The following is a 23,900-nucleotide window of genomic DNA, read 5'->3' as shown; positions in this document are numbered from 1 at the left end:
GTCAGAACTGCAGCGTGGTGAGCAGCGACACCTGTCGCGCATCGCCGATCGCGACGAAATAACGGTTCGCGCTCGACGGGTAATAGGTGCGGTTGAAGAGGTTCTTCACGTTGAGCTGGAACGACAGCTTCTGCTTGCCGATCCGCGTGTCGTAGGTCGCGAACGCGTCGGCGAGCACGTACGACGGCAGCGTGAAGCTGTTCGCCGAATCGCCGGGCCGCGCGCCGACGTAGCGCACGTCCGCGCCGACGCGCAGGTCGTCGCCGCCGGCCAGCGTGCCGACATCGTAGACGGCCGCGAGCGACGCCGTATGGCGCGCGACGTTCCACAGCTGGTTGCCCGCGTAAAGCGGATCCTCGGTCGTCTTCGCGTCGATGTACGCGTAGCTCGCGATCACGTTCACGCGCTCGCCGATCCGGCCCGACACGTCGAGCTCGATCCCGCGCGAGCGCGCCTTGCCCGACGTGCGCCAGTCGGTCAGCTTGGTCGCGTCGTTGTATTGCGACACGAGCACGTTCTTCTTGTCGATGTTGAAGAGTGCCAGCGTGCCCGTCATCCCGCCCGGCAGGTCGAGCTTGCCGCCCACTTCCCACGCGGTCGCTTCCTCGGGCGGCGTCGCGCCGTCGATGATGTAGCCCGTCATCGGCGCGATCGACGAGGACGGCTTCAGCGACTGCGAATAGCTGCCGTACAGCGAGAACGTATCGGTCCACTTGTAGACGACGCCCGCGCGCGGCAGCCACTTCGAGCCGCTGAGATCGGTGTTCGCGGTGAACGGCCGGCCGCGCCCCGCGACCTGGTTGTACGTGATGTAGCGCAGCCCGCCCGACACGATCCACTTGTCGGTCAGGTGGATCGTGTCCTGCACGAACGCGGACGCATCGTGCAGCGTGTCGGTCTGGTCGCTGTCGCTCGCGGACACCGTGCTCGACGGCGGCAGCAGCCCGTAGACGGGATCGACATAGCTGAACGGCGTCTTCACGGCCTGCCGCAGCATGTCCTTGCGGTAGATGCGACGGTATTCGGTATCGAAGCCGACCTGCACGTCGTGCCGCATCCCGCCGAGCACCAGCTTGCCGTTCACGTAGCCGATTCCGTAGCTGTCGGTGCTGAGCGAGCCGTGCGTCGCATCGTTGCTGCGCGACAGCGTGCCCTTCACCGGATCGACGCCCGTCGTGCGCAACTGGTTCGCGTCGTAGGTCTCGCGGTTGTAGCTGTAGCCGAGATGCGCGCTCCAGTCCGCGTTGAACTGGTGATCGACGCTCAGCTGCGCGAGGTGCGATTCGCCGTCCATGTTGTTGAACGGCTCGTCGAGGCGCCGCCGCGCGGGAATGTCGAGCGGCGCGTTGGTACGCGGGTCGAGCGCCGTGCCGCGATCGAACGGCGAATGGAAGGTCCGGTACTGGTAGGACACCACGACCTGCGTATCGCGGCCGTACCACGCGAGCGACGGGGCGACGAAGGTCTGCCGGTATTCGCCGAAGTTGCGCCAGTACTGCTCGTTCGATTGATCGACGATCAGCCGGTACGCGAGCCGCGAATCGCCGACCGGCCCCGTCGAATCGAAGGTCGCGCTGCCGCCGTTCTTGCCGTGCCCGAACGTCGACGCGCCGAGCGAGATCGCGTTGTAGCGCACGAGCTGCGGCTGTTTCGTGACGACGTTGACCACGCCGCCCGGGTCCATCAGCCCATACAGCAGCGACGTCGGCCCCTTCAGCACCTCGACGCTGTCGACCGCCGCGTTGAACGCGCGCCCCTGCACGAGCGGCATCCCGTTCTGCATGAGCGAGCCGTCGCGATTGCCGCCGAAGCCGCGCTTCATGATCGTGTCCTGCGTGCCCGCGAGCGTGTTGCCCTGCGTGATGCCGCTGACGTTGCCGAGCGCGTCGTCCAGATTGCGCGGACGCTGGTCGCGCAGCACCTGTGCCGGCACGATGTTGACGGCCTGCGCGGTGTCGAGCAGCGGGATGTCGGAACGCAACACGCCCGCCTCCTTCGGCGCGCGATAGCTTTCGGCGCGCAGCGCGCTGTCGCGCACCGTGATCGCCGGCAACTCGGCGCCCGCGGCCACGCCGGCCGCCACGGGTCGTGCGACCGTGCCGTCCGCGCGCTTCAGCGTGTAGCCGCCGCCGGGCTGCCGCAACGCGACGAGCCCCGTGCCTGCCAGCAGGCGGTCGAGCGCCCCGTCGACGTCGAAGCGGCCCTGCACGCAGCCGCTCGTCAGGCCGGCCGTCAGCTCGGCCGGAAACGCGAGCAGGATGCCCGCGTCGCGGCCGAACCGGTTCAGCGCCGCTTCGAGCGGCCCGGCCGGAATGTCGAACGCACGGCGTGCCGCGCGCTGCGCGGCCGGCGCCGCATCGGTGTCGGTGTCGGCCAGCGCGGGCAGCGGCAGCAGCGCGGACACCAGGACGGCACCGGCGAGCCGGCGCGCGAGGTGCCCGGGCGCGGCAGGTGCGGCCGGGCGCGCGGCGCGCGGCAGATGTCGGTCGGGCGCCGGACGGCGCCGATACGTGAGACGGATGGAAACCATGATCGGGAAGTCGGTGGACGATGGGCCAGTGCTGCTTTCATTACCCATGTCACGCGAACATCGAGAAACAGCTCAGGTCGGCGAAAATTTTTTTCGACACGCTCAGGAACGGGCCGGCACGACCGTCGCCCAGTAGCGCGTCAGGTAGTGCACATCGATCGGCAACGTCGCCTTCAGCGTGTCGAGCACACGCGCGGGATCGTCGAGCGGATAGGTGCCCGACACGCGCAGGTCGGCCACGGCCGCATCGCAGCGCAGGCTGCCGCGGCGATAGCGGTCGAGCTCGGCGACGAGGTCGGCCAGCCGCATGCGCGACGCGACCAGCATGCCGCCCGTCCACGCGGACGCATACGCATCGAGCGGTGCCTGCACGCCGATCGCATCGCGCGTGAAATCCGCGCCCTCCCCGGCCGCGATCACGCGCGCGCCTGCCGCCGCATCGTCCGGCTGCACGCGCACGGCACCGGCGAACACTTCGACCCGCGTCGCGCCTTCGCGCTGCCGCACCGCGAAGCGTGTACCGAGCGGCCGCAACTCGCCTTGCGCGGTCGCGACGACGAGCGGCCGCGCGGGCACGCGATCGTCGTGGCTGCTCGTCACCATGATCGTGCCGCGCAGCAGGCGCAGGCCGCGCGCGGCGGCGTCGAAGCGCACGTCGAGCGCCGTGTCGGTATCGAGGACGACGACCGTGCGATCCGCGAGCGTCACCGTGCGCCGCTCGCCGACCGCCGTTCGCAGGTCTGCCGGCCAGATCGCCGCGCGCCGCGCGGGCTCGGCCATCCATGCGGCGCCGCCCGCGAACAGCAGGACGGCCAGCGCCTTCACGGCCGCGCGGCGGCGGCCCGCACGCGGCGACAGCAGCGCCGCGTGCGCGGCCTGCGCGTCGAGCCCGGCCGTGAGCCCGCCCAACCTGTGCTGCATCGTTTCGATATGGCGCCATGCCGCGTCGTGCGCCGGATCCTCCGCGCGCCAGCGCGCGAGCGCGGCGTCGAACGCTTCGCCGGTGCGGCCGGCCTGCCGGTCGACCCACCATTCGACCGCGCGACGCGCAACCTGCGGCGGCACCGCCGGCGCTCCCGGGGCGGCCATCGGTCAGGCCGCCATCGCGAAGAAACACTGCGTGCCGGCCTTCACGAGATAACGCTTCACCGTCGCGAGCGACACGCCGAGTTCGCGCGCGATCTCGGCCTGCGTGAGCCCGTCGAGTTGCGCGAGCAGGAACGCTCGCTTCGCCGCGAGCGGCAGGCCGTCGAGCAGCCGGTCGATTTCGAGCAGCGTCTCGAACACGACGGCCCGCTCCTCCGGCGACGGCGCATGCGCTTCGGGGTGCTGCGCGAGCGCATCGAGATACGCGCGCTCGATCTGCTCGCGCCGCCAGTGGTTACTCAGCACGCGCTGCGCGACCGTGGTGAGGAACGCGCGCGGTTCGTCGGCGCCGATCGGCTCGTCGCGTGCGAGCAGGCGCATGAAGGTGTCGTGCGCCAGATCGGCCGCGCGGTGCGCGCAACCGAGCTTCCGGCTCAACCAGCCGCGCAGCCACGCGTGGTGGCCGGTATAGAGGGCGTCGATTTCTCGATGGAGGGACAGCTGGTCAGCAGACATGGCCGGGTTCCGGGGTGCGCAGGCGTCAACGATCTTGTAAATGAGAATGATTATTATATACAAGACCGGATCGACGACCGGCGTGCCACGCGTGCAACGACAACGCGACAGGAAGGGAGACGCCGCCGCGATGCCGTCGCCCGATGCGTCGTTAACACATTCATTACACCGTGGCCAAATCGATTCATTAAATAGTTATTTGACGGATCGATAACAATATCCGGGCCGCCTCGACGCCCCGTCAAATCGATCGAGATTATCGCGAGATATGCAAGCCGGAATGACAAAATTGCGAAATGACAATCAATTGATACGCAATTTTCAATAATTCAAATCCCTCGATCGTCGAGACTGGAGCACATCCCTGTCTGCCTCAAGCCACAAAAGAGAATTTCGTTTTTCCGTTTTAATCGCACTCGGTAGTCTCCTGCCATTCCGGATCACGAATACAAGCCAATGCGCAAGGAGATGAAATGAAACGCACGACCCTCTCGCTGATTTCCATCGCGTCGTTCGCGGCGATACCCGTCGCGCACGCGCAGTCGAGCGTCACGCTGTATGGCGTGATCGACACGTCGATCACCTACGTGAACCATGCGCAGGGCAATGACAACGCGTGGATGCTCGGCAACAGCAGCGCGGGCAACCTGGCCGGCAGCCGCTTCGGCGTGAAAGGCACCGAGGATCTCGGCGGCGGGCTGAAGGCGCTGTTCCAGCTCGAGAACGGCTTCGACCCGAGCAACGGCCGGCAGGGCCAGGGCGGCCGCATGTTCGGCCGGCAGGCGTTCGTCGGCCTGACGAGCGACCGCTACGGCACGCTCACGTTCGGCCGCCAGTACGATCCGCTCGTCGATCTCGTGCAGGGCATCACCGCCGACAATTATCTCGGCAGCGTGTTCGCGACGCCCGGCGACGTCGACAACTACGACAACAGCTTCCGCGTCGACAACGCGGTGAAGTACACGTCGGCCGTCTATGCGGGCCTGCAGTTCTCCGCGATGTATTCGTTCGGCGGCATCGCCGGCAGCACCGGCGCCGCGCAATCGTATTCGGCCGCCGTGTCGTACAACAACGGGCCGTTCAGCGTCGCGGGCGGGTACTTCCACGCGACCAACAGCCCTGCGTCGAACGGGCTGCGCAACGGCTGGACCAGCTCGTCGGATGGCACCTTCGACGGCCCGATCAACAACGGCTATGCGAGCGCGCACTCGATCGGCATCGCACGCATCGCGGGCCAGTACGTCGCCGGCCCGTTCACGTTCGGCCTCGGCTACAGCAACGCGCAGTACCGCCGCGATGCGAGCTCGGTATTCAACTCGAACGAGCACTACAACACCGGGCAAGGCTTCGTGAACTACCAGGCGACGAACGCGCTGCTGGTCGGCGTCGGCTACAGCTATACACGCTCGGGCGGCGACACGTCGGCCACCTATCACCAGGTATCGGCCGGCGCGGACTACAACCTGTCGAAGCGCACCGACGTCTACCTGACCGCCGCGTACCAGCACGCAAGCGGCCGGACCGGCGACGGCAACGGCGGCTCGATGGGCGCGCAGGCGTCGATCGGTTCGTACGGCTACGCGGGCACCAGCTCGCAGACGATGGTCAACCTCGGCCTGCGACACCGCTTCTGATGCAAAACGGCCGGCTGTCCGCCGTGCGGCCGGCCGAATCCGCATCGACCGATACGGCGGCACCGGCCGCCGGCGCGTTTCCCGATCGCCTTTTCATCGCCCATTTCACCCCGGATATCGGCTGCCTGCCGATTTTCATCCGGTTTGATTCAGCACCGATTTCCTGGAACAAATGACGCGATGCGTCAGTATTCCGGCGCCGCCATTGCCCCGGCATTCACCGTGAAATCCGGCCATATTTACCGATAATGCTTCGCCGCACGCCGTGATCGGACACGATAAAAAGGCGTGTCGGGCGCATGGGCAAATGCAAAGGAAAGTTTGACGCGAGCCATTTGCCTGCTCGCTATGGCACACTTCGCGTCTCGCGTAATTTCCTTGCACCGGGCGCCCGGATTCCGCCCCATCCTGCCATGCCGCGTCAGACCACCCGTTCGATCAGCCGAGAAACGCTGAAAATCGCCTCGACGATTGCGCTGTCGTGCGCGCTGCACGGTGTCACGCGGGCCGATTGCCTCGACGACGCGGCCGCGTTCCAGCACGTGAGCGTCAGCCTGATGCGCGGCATCGCGCAGGTCGAGTCGGGCATGAACCCGAACGCCGTCAATACCAACACGAACGGCACGGTCGACATCGGGCTGATGCAGATCAACAGCACCTGGCTGCCGACGCTCGCGCGCGAAGGCATCACGCGGGAGAGCCTGTTCGATGCGTGCACGAACGCGTATGTCGGCGCGTGGATCCTGTCGCAGAACATCCGCCAACTCGGCGCCAACTGGAACGCGATCGGCGCGTACAACTCCGCGTCGCCCGACAAGCGCCTCGCGTATGCGCGCAAGGTCTATGATGCAATCCGGACCATGCCGGATTCGCCGGATACTCCCATGCCCATCCTTCCACCGTCCTTTACGCCGCCGCAACAGGCCCAGGCGTACAACCCGTTCGCGAGCCTGAGCGTGTCCGCCCCGCAGCAGGTCACGCGCCCGCGCACGATCTCGTCGGCTCCGCCGCCGGCGCCCCCGCAGGGCGGCCCCGCCGGCCCGGCCGGCACGTACAACTTCGGCTGGACGGTCACCGGGGCGGACCAGGCCAAGCCGACCCAGGTGTTCGACGACGGCGCGCGGGTCTACGTGCAGTTCAGCGACATGAAGCACCTGCCGGCGATCTTCACGGAAACGTCGTCAGGCCGCGTGCTGATGTCGTGGGAGCTGCAGTTCCCGTATGCCGTCCTGACGCGTCCCGCGCAAACGTTAATCTTCCAGCTCGGGCCGTTCGAGGCGCGTGCGCAGCGTGGTGGAGCCGGGACGACGGCGCAGGCAACGGCTGCGGCGGGAACGCCGCGTTCGGGCGCGACGGCGGCAACGGCTGCCACCGCGCCGGCTGCGAAACAGCCGGCTGCGAATGCGTCGACCAGGCGGATCGCATCGTCCGATGCGCTCTGGTACATCGACACGGCGTCGACGTCGGGTTCAGCACCGACCGCGAGTACCGCCAATGCGTCGACGGCATCGACCCCGTCGAATACGCCGGCGACGTGGCCCACCGCAGTGACGTCGAACACGCCGCCCCCCGTTACGACGCCTCAGGTGCCGGCCACGACGAAGCCGGCCGCGCGCGTCAGCACCGACGCGCTCTGGTACATCTCGAAGTAACGCACGGGCCAGCCGCGCGTCGCCGGCCGGCGTGGGTCGGCGGCCGGCCGACTATCGAACGACCGTCGTGCCGGGCGGTGCGGATACGGTCGACACCAGCGAGTGGTACACGTCCGCGACGCGATCCAGGAAGGACTTGTCGGGCGCGGTCGCGATCTTCTGCATCGCCCGCGTATTCATGTAGTTCTTGATCGACACCAGATGGCTCCACACGGCCTCGATATCGCTCTCGGCCATGCTGTCGTGCACGTGCTTCACGAACAGCGGATACATCGCTTCGACTTGCGGCAGGCGCTCGCCAGGATTGTTCCACAGCCAGAACAGCGCCTGCGCCTGCGGGTCGGTATTGAACATCGACGCCGGCAACTCGCCGTCGAGCTGCTTCATCGCCTGCTTCCGATCGAACCCGTATCCCGGGCGCGTGCCGTGCTGCTTCTGGTAGTCGATTTCGCGCACCAGCTTCTCGTAACGGCCGTACGCCAGCGGATTCACCGCGCCGCCGAGCCACCCCGGCTTGCGCTGTGTCGCGGCCGTGCGATTCTCGGCCCGGTCGTACCACATGCGCAGCCACTGGATGTACACGACCATGTGGCCCTTGAGCTCGCCCTGGATGTCCTTCGGCAGGTCGGTCACGACGACCGGGCGCGGCGGCGTCCGGTCGGGCACGCGGCAACCGTCCGTCATGTCGGGCAGCGGCTTCGGATTGAGAAAATCGAGCGGCCCGATCGACGGCCTGAGCGCCGCCGACGGATAGCCGATGCCGGCGCCCAGCGGCGACAGCGGCGGAATCTCGCGCGTCGTCGCCACGAGCTTCTTGACGGTCACCCGGTAGTCGAGCTGGAAGGCCTGGACCTCCTGCGGCGCGACGATCTGCTGATACAGCGCGCCGTCCTCGTTCGCCAGCGCGGTCAGGCTCGGCATTGGAATGCCCGCGCCGTATGCGCGGTGGTACATCATCTCGAGCGGCAGGCGCGCAAGCTTGTCGGAAATGCCGTCCTCGCCTTCGATCGCGCCGCCGCCCACGTCCACCTGCGCGCCGGGAAAGAGGCGCTCCTGCCGCCGGCCGCGCATGTCGGCCGGATCGACGCCGAGCATCGTCAACGGCTTGTACACGCGCAGTTCATGCGCGGCCGCGTAGTGCACGCATTTCTCGATGTCCGGCGACAAGATCAGATCCGACGACACCGCGTTGCTCAACGGAATGTAGCCCGTCAGCAGGTTGTCGTCGAAACGGTTCGTCACGCAGTCGAACAGGCCCATGAACTTGATCTTGACCGCCACGCCGTCGTACTTCCCGCCCTTGCAGGTTTCCTCGAGCAACCGTTTGGCAAAGGCCAGCGCGAGGCCGCCGCCCATGTCGTACCCGAAGATCGCGACATGAATCTTGTTGATCGTGCCCGCCTGCTTCACGCCCGCCACGGCCGCCTTGAAATCCTCGTCCGCCGCCTTCAGGCGCGTATCGACGCCGGTATTGAACAGCGCAGCGCCGAGCTTCGTGTCGCGCGAAAGCTGGAACGACTCGGCCAGCGCGCCGAGCGTTTCCTTGCCGACCTCCTTCAGGACCGTCTTCGGAATCCGGTACGGATACTTGACGACATCGCGCCAGAACCCTCGCCATTCGCGCTTCAGGTAACGCAACGCGCGGTTCTTTTCCGCCCCCGGCCGCGCGACCGCTCGCTCGAGCCGCTTCCGTGCGTCGCCCACGCCTTCCTTCGCCTTGTCGAACACCGTGCCGACCGTGTCGCCGACGCGGCCGCTCAGCGTGGAATTCCCCTTCCTGCCGCTCTGCTTCCACGCGTCCTCGACCGTCTTCATGCCCTTCTCCTTGGCCTTGTCGACGGTCATCTCCTTGAGCTTGTCGCCGGCCTTTTCGCCGGCGGTGTCGAGCGCCTTGTCCTTCAACACCTGCCGAAGCACGCCGGCTTCCGGGTCGAAATCGGCGCCGAGCCCCGGATAGTAGAAGCGCCGCATGTTCTTGTTCTTCTTGTCGTATGCGGCGTTGAACAGCTTCAGGATGTTGGTTCGTGGTCCTTCCTTGTCGCCGAAACCGAATCCGTCGAAATAGAAGCTGACCCACAGCATGTGCTCGCATGCGGGGCACATCTGCTCGGCTTCCGCCCTGACGCGATCCGTCTCCGCGCTTGCGGCATCCTTCTTCAGGTTGATTTCGGCCATGGCGCTCACTTCTCCTGGGTCGGCTTGAGCTCGGGTGCGTTCATGTCGTCGACCCACTGCAGCTCGGCGGTACCGTTCTTGCGGAAATACACGCGCAGATAGCGCGACGTCGGCGATTCCGGCTGCGGAATGGTCACGTCGATCGTCTTGCGCTCCGGCTGGATGCCGCGCTGAATGTCGGCCAGCGGTTGCGCGAATTCCCAGTACAGCTTCACCTTCTGCCCCGGGGTCACCTTGCAGCCACACGCAAAGCCGCCGCCGCCGCCGAATGCCTCGCCGTCCTCGCGCGCCGCCGGATTGCCGAAGCACCCGGACTTGTGCTCGTTGTCGAGCCAGAATTCGTGCAGCTTGCGGCCGTACTCGTTGTATCCGGTGACGCACACGTTATGCGGCTCCGCCGACACGTCGACGCCGTGCTTGCCGCATGCGGCGAGCACACCGAGCCCGACCAGCGCCAAAACGTGCATCCCTGCCCTGAATTTCATCGATACCCTCGCAAACTTGCGTCGTTGTTGCCTTCATCGCGCGACGGCGGATCGAACCGGTTATGTACGTCGTCGCCACGGACGAACCCGTTCATCGCGATCGCGACGAACGCGCCGACGACGGGAATTGCATGGACGAGCGTCCACCACCCGGACTTGCCGATGTCGTGCCAGCGCCGCACCGACACCGCGACCAGCAGCCAGATCATCACGACCGCGAATGCCCATCCGGCAAGGTCGACGATCGTCTGTGCCCGCCGCGCGGCGGGCAGATCGGCGAGCGCGTCGAACACCGAACCGGCGACCAGCAACGGCACCGTCACGCTCCACCATTGCATGCGCCCGGCCCGGCCGCGCAACGAAAACAGCGCGGGCACGTTCATCGCTGCGCCTCCTGTTCCGTCGCGGCATTCGCTGCCTCGCCGTGCTCGAGCAGGCGATCCAGCAATGCGTCGCACAACGCGTCGTGATCGTGCCGATGCGCGGCGATGCACTCGGCTACACTCGCATCGTCGAGCCGCACGTGGCCGACCATCGCGAGCGTCGCGCCGATCCGGTAGGCGAGCCTGTCGTCGTTCAGCCCCTGTGCATCCAGCATGCCGAACAGTGTGAGCATGCGCGCGTATGTGTCGAACGGATCCGCGTCGGCCGGGATCCGGCCGTTGCGCCGCAATTCGGCCAGCACGGCGTCCGGCCGGCTGCCGCGGCGCAATGCGTCGAGCTCGCGGGCGTCCACGCGCGCGTAGAAGATCCGCTCGTGCCGGCGCGGATGCCGCACCGTACCGACGGTTCCATCGCGACACACCCAGGTCCACGACACGCACGGCGACAACAGCGCCTGATAGCGCGCCCCGGACAGTGCGCCTGCCAGCGTCTGGAACACCGCCGCATCGTAGAACCGCAGCAGGCCGTCGCGATCGTCGGGCAACGTCACGCGCGTCCTGATACCAAGTTTCGGCGCGAGTTCGTCGAGCGGATAGACGCTGACCAGCGACAGAAACGCGAACGGCCGCCGCGCGAGCTGCCGTTCGAGCAACGCCGACACGTGCGGCGCACGATAGTCGCACACCAGCGCGCAGACTTCCGGGTTGCTCGCTTCCGGCTGACCGGCGAGCAGGTTGTGAACCTGCCCTTGCGCGATCAGCTCGCGCCACGGCGCCGCGTTGATCGGCAGTTGCGAAGCATCGGCCAGCAGATAGCGATGGGTATCCGGAAACGCCGCGTGCTCCGCGGCGGCCGTCGTTTCCCAGGTCTGAAGCAGCGTTGTCATCGCCGTCACCCGCGCGTGGCGATCGCTTCATGGCGATGCGCGAGATCCCGCATGCATTCGACGCACGCGGGCTTGTTCATCGACGGCAGCTGCACGTTCGCGGAACGCGGCCCGGTCAGCGTGTGCTGGGCCGCATGAAACGTCGCCTTGCCGGGCGCGCCGATCACGATGTCGTTGCCTTCCATCTTCAGGAACGCGTTGGCGGCCGTCAGCAGCAGCCGCTTCGGCGACTGCAGCGCGACACTCGCCTGCGCGCTCGACACCGTCACTGCGCGCTGCGCATTGGCGTCGAGCGTCCCGGCGTTCTGCGCCTGCAGGGTGACGGCGCCCGTCGCCGCGTGCAGCGCGATGCCGACGGCCGGCACCGGGCGGCTGCCACCCGAGGTGCCGTGCGTGTACAGCGCGATGCCTTCCTTCGCGACGATGCTCGACTTGCCGTGGACCGTGACCTGCACGTCGCGTCCTGCGCTCAGCACGCTTTGCGTGCCCGACGTCCACACGTGGCTTCGCGCGGTCATCGCGACGACGCCGGCCGCGCCGTGTGCGACGAGATGCGGATGCTGCCACGCAACCGCACCGCCGCCGCCGGCACCGCCCGCGCCGTTGCCTTCGCGCGTCGCGCCGATCGACACCTGGCTCTGCTGCAGCCCCTCGATCGCCGCGAGCGGCGACGCGGCGCTCGCGCCGGCACTCGCGACACCGGGCTGCGCCGTGCTAACACCCGGCTCCGCCCCCTGCTTGCGCGCGAAATCCGCGAGCCCCTGCAGCATCTCGCGTTGCTGCGCGAGCACCTGGCTCGCCGCGCTCGCGTCCATCTGGTTCACGCCCGGCGCCGTGCTAATCAGCAGGCCGGCACCGGCGCGCAGCGCCCCGGCCGCCTGCGTCGACAGTTCGGCGCCGTAGCCGCGATCGGCCAGACGGCGGTTGTCCTGCACCTGCTTGATGTGGCCGAGCGTCAGGCCGCTGTCGTGATCGGTCGTGTAAAGGCGCGCACTCGACTGGCCGGCCGTATCGTCGAGCATGAATTGCCGCGAGCCGCCCGCGCCGGTCTGGCTCGCGCTCATGTCCTGCGTCTTGAAGCCGGTCAGCACAGCCGCATGGTCGTTGCCGGCAAACCAGGCCGCCGCATTGGCCGTGCTGCCGCTCGGGCCGCCCGCGAACGCATTGTGCTGTGCGTTGGCGTTGCCCTGCCCGTTGTACAGCGCGGCGACCGCAACCGGCCGGTCCGGCTGGCCTTCCAGCCACTCGGTCCAGACTTCCTGACCGACGCGCGGCACGCTCACGCCGCCCCAGTTGTCGCCGCCGACCGGGGTCACCATGCGCGTCCAGGTGCCGGCGCCACGATCGGCCGGCGCATTCGCCGCACGTGGATGCGCTTCGCGACTCGCGGAATTCTGCCCGCGCTGCGCGTGATGCTGGATCCGGATCCGGTGATCGCGTTCGGTGTGGACCGGATCGCCCGCGCCGACCACGACGGTTGTCTGCGCGCCCGGCATCACCGCGACCGGATGCACACGCGCACCGTGCCCGTTCGACGCCAGCGGCCGATAGGCCTGGTCGAACGGCAACGCGGCGAAGCGGTTCCGGTACACCTCGTTGCCGTCCACGAGCGCGCTGCCATCGTGCGCCGTGGCGTCGAATACCGCATGCAGCGCCTGCGCGCCGCCGTATCCGACTGCCTCGCCGGGTGCGGCGTCGGGCACCGACGGAATCTCGCCCAGTCGCTGCGCGATCGCACCGTGCACGTCGGCGCCCACGTTCGCACGCGCGTCGTGCTCGACACGCAGGCACACGAACGTCCGCGATGCATCGAGCGACGGATGCTGCGACATCGCGAAGTGCAGCCCCGGCCGCAGATCGCGACGCGTACCGCTGCCTTCGGCCTGCAGCGCCGCCACGCGCTGCGCGTCGAGTTGCTGCTGTGCGCGCTGTTCGCCGATCCCGGTGGTCTGGAACGCGTACGGGCCGGCGACGTCGCGATCCTCGCCCGGCACGACCGCGCCGTCCGCGCGCACGCCGGACGGACGGGTCGACAGGCTTCGATGATCCCAGCTGGCGCGCGCGACGCTGCCGATGCGCCAGCGGCGCGCGTGCAGGAAGTGCCGGATGCCGCCGCGCGGATCGCCGTCGCTCGTCTGGTGGAAACCAACGACCTCGGGTTCGGCCGGGGCGAAACGCTGGTTCGTATCGGCGAGGACGAGCGTGTGCGTGCCGAGGTTCGTCGACTGCGCGTCGCCCTCGTGTTCGAACCAGTAGAAGATGCCCTCTTCCGCCCACAGACGTTCGAGAAACGCGAAGTCCGATTCGCCGGCCTGTGCGGTCAGGCTGCGGCTCGCATATCGCGCGGGATCGGCGAGCGACCAGCGCCATGCCGGCGCGACCGCGCCACGCGCGTAGTGCGAGAAAACCTGTTCGCTGATCTCGACCACGCTCGCGTTCACGAAGTTGTAGCTGTCGACGCGCTGCTGCAGCAGCGCGAGCCACGGTTCGACGACGAGTCGCACGCGCGCGAGCCCGCCGTTGTAGCCGACGAGTTCCGCGGCCATCACATGGCCGTGGAACGGGCGCCGTGCGTCCTGCCCGTCGGCGGCCTGCCATTCGATCAGGATCGGCGCACCGATCAGCTTGTCGAGCGGCACGTCGGGACGCTCGGTCAGCGCAGTGACCTGGAACCGGAAGCCGCCGCGATCGAGCGACTCCCATCCGTGCAGGCTCTCGGCGACGAGTTTGTCCGCGCCGAGCGGCGTGGTCAGCCACAGAAACCGGTCGTGCTGCGACCAGCCGCGGAAGAACGCCTGGATGAGGTCAGATTGGGTCGGCATGATGGGTGGGTTCGGGGTTCGCGGGAGGTAGTACGTTCAGTTCCTGGAGTCGAAGCTTCGGGTTACGCATTATCGTTCGGTCAAATCGACGTCGGACAGTTTGTCCATCCGTATGAATGCTTTGCCTTTCATTTCCGAGGGCGACTGGATATTGACATTCGCGACGCCGAACATCTGGTAGGTGCCCCCGGGGATCCGTTGCCGCGATGCGCCCGGATCGAACGTCAACGCATCGTGCGGCACGACGAATTCGACTTTCACCGACCGCCCCGGTTTGACCGAAATCACCGACGCATAGGCGCGGGAAGCGGCACTCAGGTACTTCTCGACCAGCGCGACCTGGAAGCGCGCGCCAGCGTCGTTGCCCGCGCTGATCAGAAAGTATTGCCCGTTCAGGAGCGCGCGCCGCGACAACCACTTCTCCGGGCCATCGATGACCACTTCCTGCGTCCCGTCGTTCCCGAACACGACATCGACCACCAGATTCCCCGCTTCGGAACGCGCGGCGAACGTCGGGTGCAGATTGATTTCCGGCGTGCCGTGATCCAACAGATCCTGCGCAAGTTCGTAAAGAAACGACAGCTTTCCGTTGATGTCGTCACTGGATCGATATTGCAGCTGCCCCTGGTAATGCGTTCCATTCCGATCGAACGAATATGCGAGGACCGATCCGACATTCCGGCCCGGAACCGAAGCGATCTCGTTGTTGGCCAGAATCCGCTGCATCTGCTCGATTTCCGGCCAGTAACGATCGTTCAGTTCTCCCGTGTATTTTCCGATTCCCACATACTTCGCCGGCGGCATGAGATCAAGATCCAGCCCATGCGAATAGTAGGCGACACGATTGCCGTCAAACGTGAAACCCAATGGAGGCGCAGGCTTGATCTGCCCCGGGCTGCTCCGGATTTCGAAATGACCATGCTCGTCGCGCGCAGACGCCATGTCCGTCGCGCAGGGAAGCAATGCCGCCAACACCAGGATTCGTATAACGCGCATCACGTCAGGGTCACTTCCCCGTCAGGTTCACGTTTTCCAGCCGATTCGTCGGCGTGAAGATCCGTCCGTCCATTTCCTGCGGACGCAGGATGTCGACGTTCATCTTGCCGGCGAAGACGTAGGTGCCGGGCTCGACACGGCGCATCGGCGAATTGGCGTCATAGGTCAGATCTGCGTAAGGCACGAGGAATTCCATCTTCTCGGGCTGACCGGGCTTGACGACGATTTCGCGCCGATTACGACGCGATGTGTCGTTCAGATATTTGCTGACCAGCCTGACGTCGAAACCCACGAGTTTGTTGCCGCCGCTGATCTCCATGTATTGCACATCGGGCCTCGCCAGATCTGGCGACCAACGATCAGGACCGTCGATCGCCACATCCTGCTTGCCATCGTTTGCGAACGTCACGTCGACGACAAGATGGTCGGCGGTGGATCGCACCGAAAATTCCGGACGAAAATTGATCTCGTGCGTACCACGCGCCAGCAAATCGTGGGCAAGGTCATAAAGCACCGAAAGGTTCTCGTTGAATTGATCGTCGAACTGATAGTTGTACGTGCCCTCGTAATGGTGGCCGTCCTTGTCGAACGAATAGACGAGCACGGACCCCTTGTTGATTGCACGGATCTGGGGGATCGCCCTACTGCTTAACGTCGCCTTCACCATATCGACATGCTGGCGATAGGTTCCCGTGAGATCCGCCGTATATTTCCCGATTCCGACGTAACTCGATGGCGGCATCGGGTCGATGTCCCGTCCACGCGAAAAATATGACACCGTTTGGCCATCGGCCGTGAAGACCATCGATGGCGACGGATTGAGCTGTCCCTGTCCGCTACGAATCTCGAAATAATCCGGACGAACTTGTGCGAGCGTCATTTCCGCCACCCCGAAAGAAATCGTTGACATCACCAGGAACAAGATCGAGCGCTTCATTTCAGCACCTCCCATTCAATCCCGGTTTTCTTGTTGAACCAGTTGCGGAAGCTGTACATGTAGTGCTTCGCAATTTCCGGCTTCTTCGTGTACACCCCTCGGCCCATCACGTTCGTGGGGGTCTCGCGCTGCCAGTTGTCGACAAGCTGGGCCATCTTCACGTCGACTAGATGTTGCGAGTTGATGTATTTGCCATACACCGCCCCGCCATCCAGGAAATACTCATCGGGCCAGCCGAACAGATGGCCGGCCTCGTGCACGATCGTATGTTCCGTTTTGATCGGAACGTACCGATTCTCCCGGCCGTTCCACTCGACGCTCACTTCCCCCCAGTTGCCCGAATCCGCCCGGGTCGCCATCGGAAACAGATTGATCTCCGCATGGCATCGTCCGATTTGAACCAGCTCGACTTCCAGTTTCAGCTTGACCTTGCACGTACATGCACTGCCAAGCGGGCATTCTTTCGGCTGCATCGAATAGTTCCCGCTATTCAGCCCGTCCTCGATGCGCTTCTTGAAGCCCGATATGGAACCCAGCCCACCCGGCCGGTCCACGACCCTTATCACCCGGTCTTTACGGATTCCATCGCTATTGAACGGTACCGAGAACGGTTTGCCCGTCGATGGATCCATGTAGACGGCCCCGTTATTGATCCAGTACTGGTCCTTCAGGTTGACCTTGATATAGACGGTCGCCGTCACGGTCGCCGTCGCGGGTGCGTATCCTATGTCGTACGAATCCTCCGTGCCGGAAAAATTCAGCCAGATGCGCTTCTTGTCCCTGAGCACCGCCTTGCCGTCCGCTCCCGTTTGGAAATAGCTGGCGCATCCAGAATCAACGGTATGAGACTCGGTGGGAATCGCGGGGACGTGAAGATTGCACGGCCCGCTTTGCGCTGCCGGGCCTTTCTTCGGCATGCCTTCCAGTTCGCTGGACACCGGCGGCGGAGTCGAATAACCGAGCGACGGGCCGGGTGCCGCATTCGGTCCCGACGAAGCGGGTACCGGTGCAGGCATGGATCGACTCGACTCACCTGCCCGTGCCTGCGGGACAAGCGGCAAAGCTCCTGCTTCCGGAACCGGCATGTGGGCCGTCAAACCCGTCGCGCTCGACGCGGCCCCGCTCCATGCCGCTCCCCCCGCCGCCACCGCCCCTCTCCCCGCCGGGCTCGCCGCCAGCGCCTGTACGAGGAAGTCGCACGGATCGCCCTGCGGCAACACCGGCAGCGCCGGAAGCTTCACGCTCGCCGCGCGCGGCCCTGGGAACGGATGCCCGCCCGACTTCACCGCGAACTGCCCCGGTGTCTCGACGATGATGTCGCCGCCCTTCAGCGTGATCCGGTTCGGCCCCTGCTGCAGCACGATCGCATCCTGCGCGAGCACGTCGACGCGCTCGTCGGTCGACGTCACGCGCACGGTCTGGTCCGCGAGAATCTCCATCGTCGACGCATGCGCCTCGACGCTCACCGGCCCTTCGCCCGCGATCGCCTTGAGCCCGCCTGCCACGCTGTACAGGCTTACTGCATCGCCCGTCGCCGCGGCCACGGTCGCACCGGCGCCCACGTGCGCATCGCCTTGTGACGTCACATGAACATGCTGCGCCGCATACGACACCGCGCTGTCCGGCGTCGTCACCACGATGTTCTCCGGCGACTCCATCAGCACCGCGGGTGTCGCGAATCGCTCGACGGGATCGCCGCCGTCGCGCTGCGTGCCGCTCGGCTTGGTCGCGCTCTGGCCGCCCACGGTCCCCGTATACTTGCCGTCCTGCGCAGGATCGATCGCCTTCAGGAAATCCGTCAGCGCCGCGTTCGCGCTCAGGCCGACTGCCAGCGCGCCGGTGGCCGCCCGGTCGAGTTCCTGCGCGGTTTTTTCGGCGTCCTTCAACTGCGCCACGCGTTCGGCGACGTCCATCTGCGTCGACGCACCGAACTGACGCGCGGTACTCGATACCAGCACGCCCGCGCCGGCCCGCACAACGCCCCAGCCCTGCGTCGCCAGTTCGAAACCTTCGCCGCGATAGGCGCCGCGCATCGTGCCCTGCTGGTCGATCAGATAACCCTGCGCGAGGCGCGTGCCGGCGGTCGAATTGTTCAGCTCGTGGCGCAATTGCCCGGCCGCATCGTCCATCACCCAGCGGCTGCCCGGTTGCCCGTCGAGCGTTTGCGTCTGCAGGCCCGTCAGCGATCCTGAATGATTCGCGTCGCTGCCTTCGCCGGCCGAGAACGGCGGTCGCACCCGGCCGCCGTACACCTGGCCGAGGACGACAGGCGCATCGATGTTGCCGGACTCGAAGCCGACCACCACCTCCGCCCCCACACGCGGCGCGAACGCATGACCGAAATTCGGCCCGGCGGCCTGTTCGGCAACGCGGACCAGGATGCCCGACCGATGGTCGCCCGGCGCATGGCCGGCCGGATTGGCACGGCTCGCCGTATCGGTCAGCCCGCCCGGCAGCGGTGCGACCCCGCGCATCCACGGAAACTGGATGCGGACCTGATGATCGCGCGTGCTGCTGACGCGGCCGCCCGACTCGCCGACCACGATCGCGGTCTGCACGCCGTGCACCGTCGGCCGGTCGCGATGCGGCGGCACGATCGGCGTGCCTTCCGGCACCGCGACGAAGCGGTTGCGATACAGGCCCTTCTCGAGCTCGCCGCGTCCGAACAGCTGCCCGATCTGCGCGCCGAGATTGTTGACGGCCTCATGCTCGATCGACAGCGGCACGAACCGCACGGCGCCGCTCAGATAATCGTTCAGCGTATGCACCCTGCCGACCTCGAGCGTGCGCGACGATCCGCCGCCACGGTAAACCCGTTTGGCGAGCTGCAGCGCGTCGAGACGCTGCTCGGCGTAACGCTGCGCGTCGCCGCTCGTGTCGAAGCGGCCGGCACGCTGGCCGTCGTAGACCTCCCGCACCGGCAGCAGCGGCGCGTCGGCGTCGGCCGGCTGCTGCGCCTGGCCGGCCAGCGCAACGAGCTCGCTGGCTTTCCAGCTCGTCGCCACCATGCGATCCGGCACGAGCTGACGCCGATCGGAGAATTGCGTCATCACGCCGTCGGGATCGCCGACGTCCTGCGCATTGAATGCGATCGCGCTGCCGTCGGGCAGCCGCGCGTGACGGTCGAACACGACGACCGTATGATCGCCCGACGGTGCGTTCCCCGCGTCCTGCCCGTGCTCGATGCGAAACGACAACCCGGCTTCCGACAACTGCCGCAACACGAAATCGAGATCGGTTTCCCGATACTGGCCGCGCAGGCGGAACGCACGCAGCGGCTCGACTCGCTCGTAGCGCCGATGCGCTTCCGGGTAATCGCCGAACACCTGCTCGCAGATGCCCTCGACGTCAAGATCGACGAAATACAGGCAATTGCGGCGCAGCTGCAGCAGCGCGAGCCACGATTCCATCGTGAGCCGGTAGCGCGTGAACTCGCCGTCGCTCTCCGCATACGCGGCATGCGTGACGTAGCCGTTCCAGCAGCGCTCGCCCGCTGCCGTCGCAAGGCGCAGCCGCACGGCGCTGCCGATCAGCGGCGCCAGATCGAGAAACGGCTCGCTCGACAGCACGTCGATCTCGAACCGGAACGATTCGCTGATCCCTTCACGACCGTGAAAGCGCTCGACCACGAATGCCCCCGGCATCGCGGTATCGATCTGGATATGGCGGGTCGCTTGCCCGTACCCCGTTAATGCGGCAACAAGATCCATGTCGTTTCTCGGCAATCGCGCGCGAATGCGTTTCGCGTCGGCTGGTTCGTATCGAATCGGTTCTGCGGTGCAACGGCGAGCGGCCGCCGCGCGCGGGAGACAGTACGCCGCATCATTGCGGGAACATCCCGTTCATGTTGACCTTGTACTGCAGCATCTTGCGCTGCGCCTCCATTTCTTCCTGCACGCTCGGTACGTGGGGCGCATCCCAGCGCACGCCGTTCACGTAGACGGTGCGCCAGCGCAGGTAACCCCAGACGAACGAAAACTCGCGTCCCGAATCCTGCAACGCGAGACCGCCCGTGACATCGGGATCGGTCAGCACGGCACTGTCGGTCGGCGCATTCGCGTCCTTGGCCGCGCGTGCCTTCTGCGCGGCCTGCTGCGCGGCGTCGTAGCGCTTCAGGATATCGGCCTCCCGTGCGCTCAGCGGCGAACGCGGTTCGGGCTCCTGCACCGCGCTGACCCCGGGCCCGAGCCCGAGCGCACTCGCGCCCATCACCTGCATGATCTGCGACGGCCCCGGCAGGCCAAGTTGCCGACGCTTCTGCCACGCCGCGTGCTCGCGCTCGAATTCCGCCTGACGGGTTTTCAGCGCCTTGATCTGGTTGTAGTTCCAGACGTCGTCGTCGTCGCCGAGCGGCTTGAACCACGCGCGCGAGTCGTGCATGAAGTTGTCGTACAGCGCGCTGATCGGCGCCTCCGGCGGCCCCATGTTCCAGTCGCCTCGCACCTCGAGCCACTGTTGCCACTTCTCGTCGAGCTGCAACTGGAAAAAATCCTCGGCGCGCTTCGCACTCGCGCGTACCACCGGACCGACGAGCGGAAGCGCGGACTGCAGGCCCTGGACGATCGGCAGCACGGCCGGGGAAATGACGGCTGCCGCCTTCGGGTTCTGCGTGAGCTTCTTGCTGACCGCGTTCCCCGCGTAACGTCTCACGGTCGGGCCACCCTGCTTCTCGCACTCGAGCAGGTCGCGCCATTCGAGCCGCAGTTCCTCGTTCGCGCTGTCGAGATCGACGGCATCCTGCGGGTACGCGGCCTTGGCGGCCAGGAACGATGGTTGCGTACGCAAGTTGTCGAGGCGCATCCTGCGCCAGCGCAGGTACAGCCCGTAGTGCGCGCGCATCAGGCCCGGCGTGCCGTGTTCCTTGGCGTAGTAGTAGTCCGCGCTCGTTTTCACGTAGGCGGAAAACGCGCGCTTGAGCGCGGGCGAAATCGCGAACGCCGCGGCCGCTTCGGCGGCGACGCCGGGCCCGTTGATGTCGAGCGGAACACCGGCCTTGCGCGCTTCGCGATACATGTCGAGCAGCGGTATCTGCGACAGCTTGTCCGCATCGCCCGTGCCACGCCCTTGCTCGCCCGGTCCATAACCGCCGCCGACGTCCGAATGGACGCCCGGATAGACGATCTCCTCGCGCCCGTCGATCGACGCATCGATCAGGTCGAGCGGGAACGATCCGCGCGGCTCGTGTGCGGCGACCATGTGGACGCAGCGGCGGATGGAGTGCGGCAGCCCCATCAGTTCCTTGCGTCCCCAGCCGCCGTGCCCGTCGAACAACGTCGCGGCCGTGCTTTGCGCGATGCCGACCGACGCGACCGTATCGAACAGGCCGAGAAAGTCGTACGACACCGGCACGCCGCACAGGCTGAAATCGGCGTCGAGCGCATCGTTCAGCCAATTCGAAAACGTGCGCGCTTCGGCCGCGCCGCGCGAAAAGCCGAACACATACAGGCGGATGCGCTGCAGTTTCGGCTTGCCCTTGACCAGCAGATCGCCGACGCGCTCCTTCAGCTGCGCGCAACGGGCCCGCAACGCGGCGCGCCGCTTGTCGTCCCACGCGCGCATGGTCGCGGTCCAGTTCGCCGTATCGACTTCGCCCTTGAGCTGTGCCCAGATCGTGTCGCGATCCCAGGTGAGTTCGATCCCGTTCTGCTCGGCTGCCATCAGCTTGAGCGCGCCGGCGCTCGAACTGCCGCGCGCGTTGATGTCGCCGAGACTGCCCGGCTTCGGCGGCGTGCCGCCGAGATCGATGCCCTTGAAATTCAGGTCGACGCTGACGGCCTTCGCGAGCGCCTTGTCGCTCTTGCCGAGCGCCGCGGACAGCGAATTGCCGAACGCGTGCGCATGCACGACGTTGTGGATCTGCAGCAGCGCCCAGTTGATGCGCCCCTCGCCGGCCCACCCCGTCGCGGCGCCCGCCGCGGCCTGCAGCCCGACACCCTGATCGCCGACCTCGTCGACAAAGGGCGTGCCGACGCCCGCCACGTAGATGGCGCTGTGATACTTGTCGCGGGGAAACACGTCGAACAGGCGTGCGACGTTGCTGTGCTTGCCGCCGGCGCGATCGCGATGGGCGTTGTTGCGCGTGCCGTCGAAGAAGATGCCGACATGCAGCGTCTTGCAGCAACTCATCCCGTCGTCGTCGTGCAGGCGGCGCATGATCGCGTCCTGCTCCTCCGGGGTGACGACCGCAACGTCGGGCCGGTCAGCGCTCGCGAAGCGGAAACTCATGGCGTGATCCTCTTGTCGGGATTCGGGCACTGCGGATCGCCGTTGCGCAACGTGAAGTGTCCCGGACACGCTTCGGCGGGCGCCTGAAGATTTTCGGGAAAACCGCGATAGCCGGGCATCCACTGCGACGCATAGACCTTGATTCGATCGTGCGGAAAGAACAGGACCCACAGGAAGCCATCCGAGAACGCGTCGTAGCGCTCGACCGGCACGACGCGGCTCGCGAGCGCCTTCGGATCCTTCCTGTACAGGTTGTCGTCCCGCCACTGCAGGTTGACGGTCAACCCCGGATGCCATTGCTTCGGTAACGCGACGCAGCAGATGATCGCGCCGCCGCCGCTGCCGATGCGTGCCGGAACCGCCCCGCCCCAGGTACCGTCGACGTAGAACGCGCCGATCGGAACGTCGGTGTAGTTGAGGGCATTCAGCTTCAAGCCCATCGTGTCGGGCTCGGCCGGCGCGCTCGACACACCCGCCACACCCGACGCCGCAAACGACGCATCGGTGGCACGCGAGCATCCTGCCGTCCCCAGCAGGATGGCCATGAACATCAGCAGCCGAGCGGCAAACGTCGTGGAACCGGCATTCAGACTCATTTCTCGATCCTCTTGTCCGACGCCGTCCGGCGCGGATCGCTATCAACAGTGTGCTCCGTCGCATGCGGCGCCGACACGTCCGTGTCGCCGTTCGCATGCACGCGAACCCGCATTGTTCTACGCGGACGACGCGGCAGGCGCCCGCTCCGTCGCCAGATACCCGGCCGCCACGAGCGCATCGAGCGCGACCCGCGACGCTGCCGCGGGCGGCCCGTCGTGCCGCGCCCACGCCGCGCTCACGCACGCATGGGCTTGCGACGGCGTTGCCAGCAGCCGGCCGAAACTCTCCGGACGCTGGCGGACATGAAAAAGCAGCGTGTCGATCTTCGCGGCCTGCCGCAGTCGTTCGACCTGGTCCCCGTCGAGCACGTAGGGCTCGCCGCTGCGCCCGGCACCCGCTTCGCCGGCGGCCGCTTCGCGCGCGGTGTCGACATCGAGCGCCACGAGCGCCCCGGTGCGATCGAACACATGCCACGCGTCGATGCCGTCCGTGAAGCGGCGACGCTGCGCGAGCGTGAGCGCCTCGAGCCAGGCCGGCAGGCAACGCGTATCGGCGAAACGCACCAGGAACGCTTCGCCGTCGGCCGCCGCGCTCGCCTCCATCTGCCCGCGCAGATGCGCGGCAAGCGCGCCCGTATCGCGCGCACCGCGCAACAGGCTCACCATCGGACGTCCGGACGTCTCGCGCAGCACGGTCCCGAGCATCGCCGCGCGCGCTGCCGCGTCGGCAGGCAACGGCGCGAGGCACGGCGAAATCGCCGCCAGGTCGTCGCCGTCGTACACGCCTTCGTACAGCACGACGACGGCATCGTTGCGGTCGACCGCGGGCATCCGGTCACGCAGCGCCGGCGCGAAACCCATGTCGAGCAGCAGATGCCAGCGGCCGCCGGCCGGCGCGTGCTCGAACAGCGCGTTCAGCCGATCCGGCGTGTCGTCGGGATAGCGGTCGATCCAGTCGGTCGGTTCGATCGTCATG

At 66.7% G+C, this 23,900-nt stretch carries 17 protein-coding genes; 3 read left to right on the top strand and 14 right to left on the bottom strand.

Annotation, left to right across the window (positions count from 1 at the left end):
- Position 1: 1 nt before the first annotated feature.
- From APZ15_RS10615 to APZ15_RS10605, 3 genes are read right to left on the bottom strand one after another with little or no spacing between them, the layout of a single operon-like run.
- A complete protein-coding gene (locus tag APZ15_RS10615) occupies positions 2–2,578 on the bottom strand; it encodes a TonB-dependent siderophore receptor (RefSeq protein ID WP_027787804.1) in 2,577 nt (858 codons plus the stop codon).
- Between the two features lie 54 nt (positions 2,579–2,632).
- Positions 2,633–3,619 carry a FecR domain-containing protein gene (locus tag APZ15_RS10610; RefSeq protein ID WP_027787805.1) on the bottom strand — a complete coding sequence of 329 codons (987 nt, stop codon included), beginning with the start codon at positions 3,617–3,619 and terminating at the stop codon, positions 2,633–2,635.
- A 3-nt stretch (positions 3,620–3,622) separates the two neighbouring features.
- Entirely contained in the window at positions 3,623–4,132 is a 510-nt protein-coding gene (locus APZ15_RS10605; RefSeq protein WP_027787806.1) for a sigma-70 family RNA polymerase sigma factor, read from the bottom strand.
- 473 nt (positions 4,133–4,605) lie between these two features.
- Here APZ15_RS10605 and APZ15_RS10600 point away from each other — a divergent pair, with 473 nt between their 5' ends.
- The 3 genes from APZ15_RS10600 (at position 4,606) to APZ15_RS10595 (ending at position 7,418) form a co-directional block, all read left to right on the top strand.
- A complete protein-coding gene (locus tag APZ15_RS10600; protein WP_027787807.1) occupies positions 4,606–5,766 on the top strand; it encodes a porin in 1,161 nt (386 codons plus the stop codon).
- Positions 5,766–5,942, top strand: coding sequence for a hypothetical protein (locus tag APZ15_RS40840; RefSeq protein ID WP_155253127.1), 177 nt, complete (start codon positions 5,766–5,768; stop codon positions 5,940–5,942). Before APZ15_RS10600 ends, APZ15_RS40840 begins: the two co-directional genes overlap by 1 nt.
- Positions 5,943–6,179: 237 nt before the next feature.
- The gene (locus APZ15_RS10595) at positions 6,180–7,418 is read left to right on the top strand and encodes a lytic transglycosylase domain-containing protein (protein ID WP_027787808.1); all 1,239 of its coding nucleotides are present in this window, start codon (positions 6,180–6,182) and stop codon (positions 7,416–7,418) included.
- A 51-nt stretch (positions 7,419–7,469) separates the two neighbouring features.
- Here the strand turns inward: APZ15_RS10595 and APZ15_RS10590 are convergent, their stop codons facing one another.
- From APZ15_RS10590 to APZ15_RS10540, 11 genes are all read right to left on the bottom strand, one after another.
- Complete coding sequence (locus APZ15_RS10590) at positions 7,470–9,593, bottom strand: phospholipase effector Tle1 domain-containing protein (RefSeq protein ID WP_027787809.1); 2,124 nt, start codon at positions 9,591–9,593, stop codon at positions 7,470–7,472.
- A gap of 5 nt (positions 9,594–9,598) precedes the next feature.
- Positions 9,599–10,078, bottom strand: coding sequence for a DUF3304 domain-containing protein (locus tag APZ15_RS10585; protein ID WP_034195792.1), 480 nt, complete (start codon positions 10,076–10,078; stop codon positions 9,599–9,601).
- The gene (locus APZ15_RS10580) at positions 10,075–10,461 is read right to left on the bottom strand and encodes a DUF805 domain-containing protein (RefSeq protein ID WP_027787811.1); all 387 of its coding nucleotides are present in this window, start codon (positions 10,459–10,461) and stop codon (positions 10,075–10,077) included. The genes APZ15_RS10585 and APZ15_RS10580 overlap by 4 nt, the downstream gene beginning before the upstream one ends.
- Positions 10,458–11,348: a DUF4123 domain-containing protein gene (locus APZ15_RS10575; protein ID WP_226153263.1), complete on the bottom strand. Its 891-nt coding sequence runs from the start codon at positions 11,346–11,348 to the stop codon at positions 10,458–10,460. The genes APZ15_RS10580 and APZ15_RS10575 overlap by 4 nt, the downstream gene beginning before the upstream one ends.
- Before the next feature lie 5 nt (positions 11,349–11,353).
- Positions 11,354–14,170 carry a type VI secretion system Vgr family protein gene (locus APZ15_RS10570; RefSeq protein ID WP_027787813.1) on the bottom strand — a complete coding sequence of 939 codons (2,817 nt, stop codon included), beginning with the start codon at positions 14,168–14,170 and terminating at the stop codon, positions 11,354–11,356.
- Between the two features lie 69 nt (positions 14,171–14,239).
- Complete coding sequence (locus tag APZ15_RS10565; RefSeq protein WP_138143314.1) at positions 14,240–15,142, bottom strand: hypothetical protein; 903 nt, start codon at positions 15,140–15,142, stop codon at positions 14,240–14,242.
- A 34-nt stretch (positions 15,143–15,176) separates the two neighbouring features.
- On the bottom strand, positions 15,177–16,103 hold the full coding sequence (locus tag APZ15_RS10560) for a hypothetical protein (RefSeq protein WP_027787815.1): 927 nt from the start codon (positions 16,101–16,103) through the stop codon (positions 15,177–15,179).
- Positions 16,100–19,813, bottom strand: coding sequence for a type VI secretion system Vgr family protein (locus APZ15_RS10555; protein WP_034195794.1), 3,714 nt, complete (start codon positions 19,811–19,813; stop codon positions 16,100–16,102). The genes APZ15_RS10560 and APZ15_RS10555 overlap by 4 nt, the downstream gene beginning before the upstream one ends.
- 112 nt (positions 19,814–19,925) lie before the next feature.
- Entirely contained in the window at positions 19,926–22,328 is a 2,403-nt protein-coding gene (locus APZ15_RS10550) for a T6SS phospholipase effector Tle1-like catalytic domain-containing protein (protein ID WP_027787816.1), read from the bottom strand.
- Entirely contained in the window at positions 22,325–22,924 is a 600-nt protein-coding gene (locus tag APZ15_RS10545) for a DUF3304 domain-containing protein (RefSeq protein WP_027787817.1), read from the bottom strand. Before APZ15_RS10545 ends, APZ15_RS10550 begins: the two co-directional genes overlap by 4 nt.
- 117 nt (positions 22,925–23,041) lie before the next feature.
- Positions 23,042–23,899 carry a DUF4123 domain-containing protein gene (locus tag APZ15_RS10540; protein ID WP_027787818.1) on the bottom strand — a complete coding sequence of 286 codons (858 nt, stop codon included), beginning with the start codon at positions 23,897–23,899 and terminating at the stop codon, positions 23,042–23,044.
- Position 23,900 lies beyond the last annotated feature (1 nt).

The sequence above is a fragment of the Burkholderia cepacia ATCC 25416 genome, from assembly GCF_001411495.1.
Classification (GTDB): domain Bacteria; phylum Pseudomonadota; class Gammaproteobacteria; order Burkholderiales; family Burkholderiaceae; genus Burkholderia; species Burkholderia cepacia.
The sequence above is the reverse complement of the archived record's forward strand: the minus strand, read 5'-3'. Positions and strand labels throughout refer to the sequence as shown.

Coding starts and splice junctions, on each gene's coding strand:
- APZ15_RS10615 (WP_027787804.1), bottom strand. CDS start 2,578: ATGGGTAATGAAAGCAGCACTGGCCCATCGTCCACCGACTTCCCGATC.
- APZ15_RS10555 (WP_034195794.1), bottom strand. CDS start 19,813: ATGGATCTTGTTGCCGCATTAACGGGGTACGGGCAAGCGACCCGCCAT.
- APZ15_RS10575 (WP_226153263.1), bottom strand. CDS start 11,348: ATGACAACGCTGCTTCAGACCTGGGAAACGACGGCCGCCGCGGAGCAC.
- APZ15_RS10540 (WP_027787818.1), bottom strand. CDS start 23,899: ATGACGATCGAACCGACCGACTGGATCGACCGCTATCCCGACGACACG.
- APZ15_RS10585 (WP_034195792.1), bottom strand. CDS start 10,078: ATGAAATTCAGGGCAGGGATGCACGTTTTGGCGCTGGTCGGGCTCGGT.
- APZ15_RS10600 (WP_027787807.1), top strand. CDS start 4,606: ATGAAACGCACGACCCTCTCGCTGATTTCCATCGCGTCGTTCGCGGCG.
- APZ15_RS10605 (WP_027787806.1), bottom strand. CDS start 4,132: ATGTCTGCTGACCAGCTGTCCCTCCATCGAGAAATCGACGCCCTCTAT.
- APZ15_RS10550 (WP_027787816.1), bottom strand. CDS start 22,328: ATGAGTTTCCGCTTCGCGAGCGCTGACCGGCCCGACGTTGCGGTCGTC.
- APZ15_RS10570 (WP_027787813.1), bottom strand. CDS start 14,170: ATGCCGACCCAATCTGACCTCATCCAGGCGTTCTTCCGCGGCTGGTCG.
- APZ15_RS40840 (WP_155253127.1), top strand. CDS start 5,766: ATGCAAAACGGCCGGCTGTCCGCCGTGCGGCCGGCCGAATCCGCATCG.
- APZ15_RS10560 (WP_027787815.1), bottom strand. CDS start 16,103: ATGAAGCGCTCGATCTTGTTCCTGGTGATGTCAACGATTTCTTTCGGG.
- APZ15_RS10595 (WP_027787808.1), top strand. CDS start 6,180: ATGCCGCGTCAGACCACCCGTTCGATCAGCCGAGAAACGCTGAAAATC.
- APZ15_RS10610 (WP_027787805.1), bottom strand. CDS start 3,619: ATGGCCGCCCCGGGAGCGCCGGCGGTGCCGCCGCAGGTTGCGCGTCGC.
- APZ15_RS10590 (WP_027787809.1), bottom strand. CDS start 9,593: ATGGCCGAAATCAACCTGAAGAAGGATGCCGCAAGCGCGGAGACGGAT.
- APZ15_RS10545 (WP_027787817.1), bottom strand. CDS start 22,924: ATGAGTCTGAATGCCGGTTCCACGACGTTTGCCGCTCGGCTGCTGATG.
- APZ15_RS10580 (WP_027787811.1), bottom strand. CDS start 10,461: ATGAACGTGCCCGCGCTGTTTTCGTTGCGCGGCCGGGCCGGGCGCATG.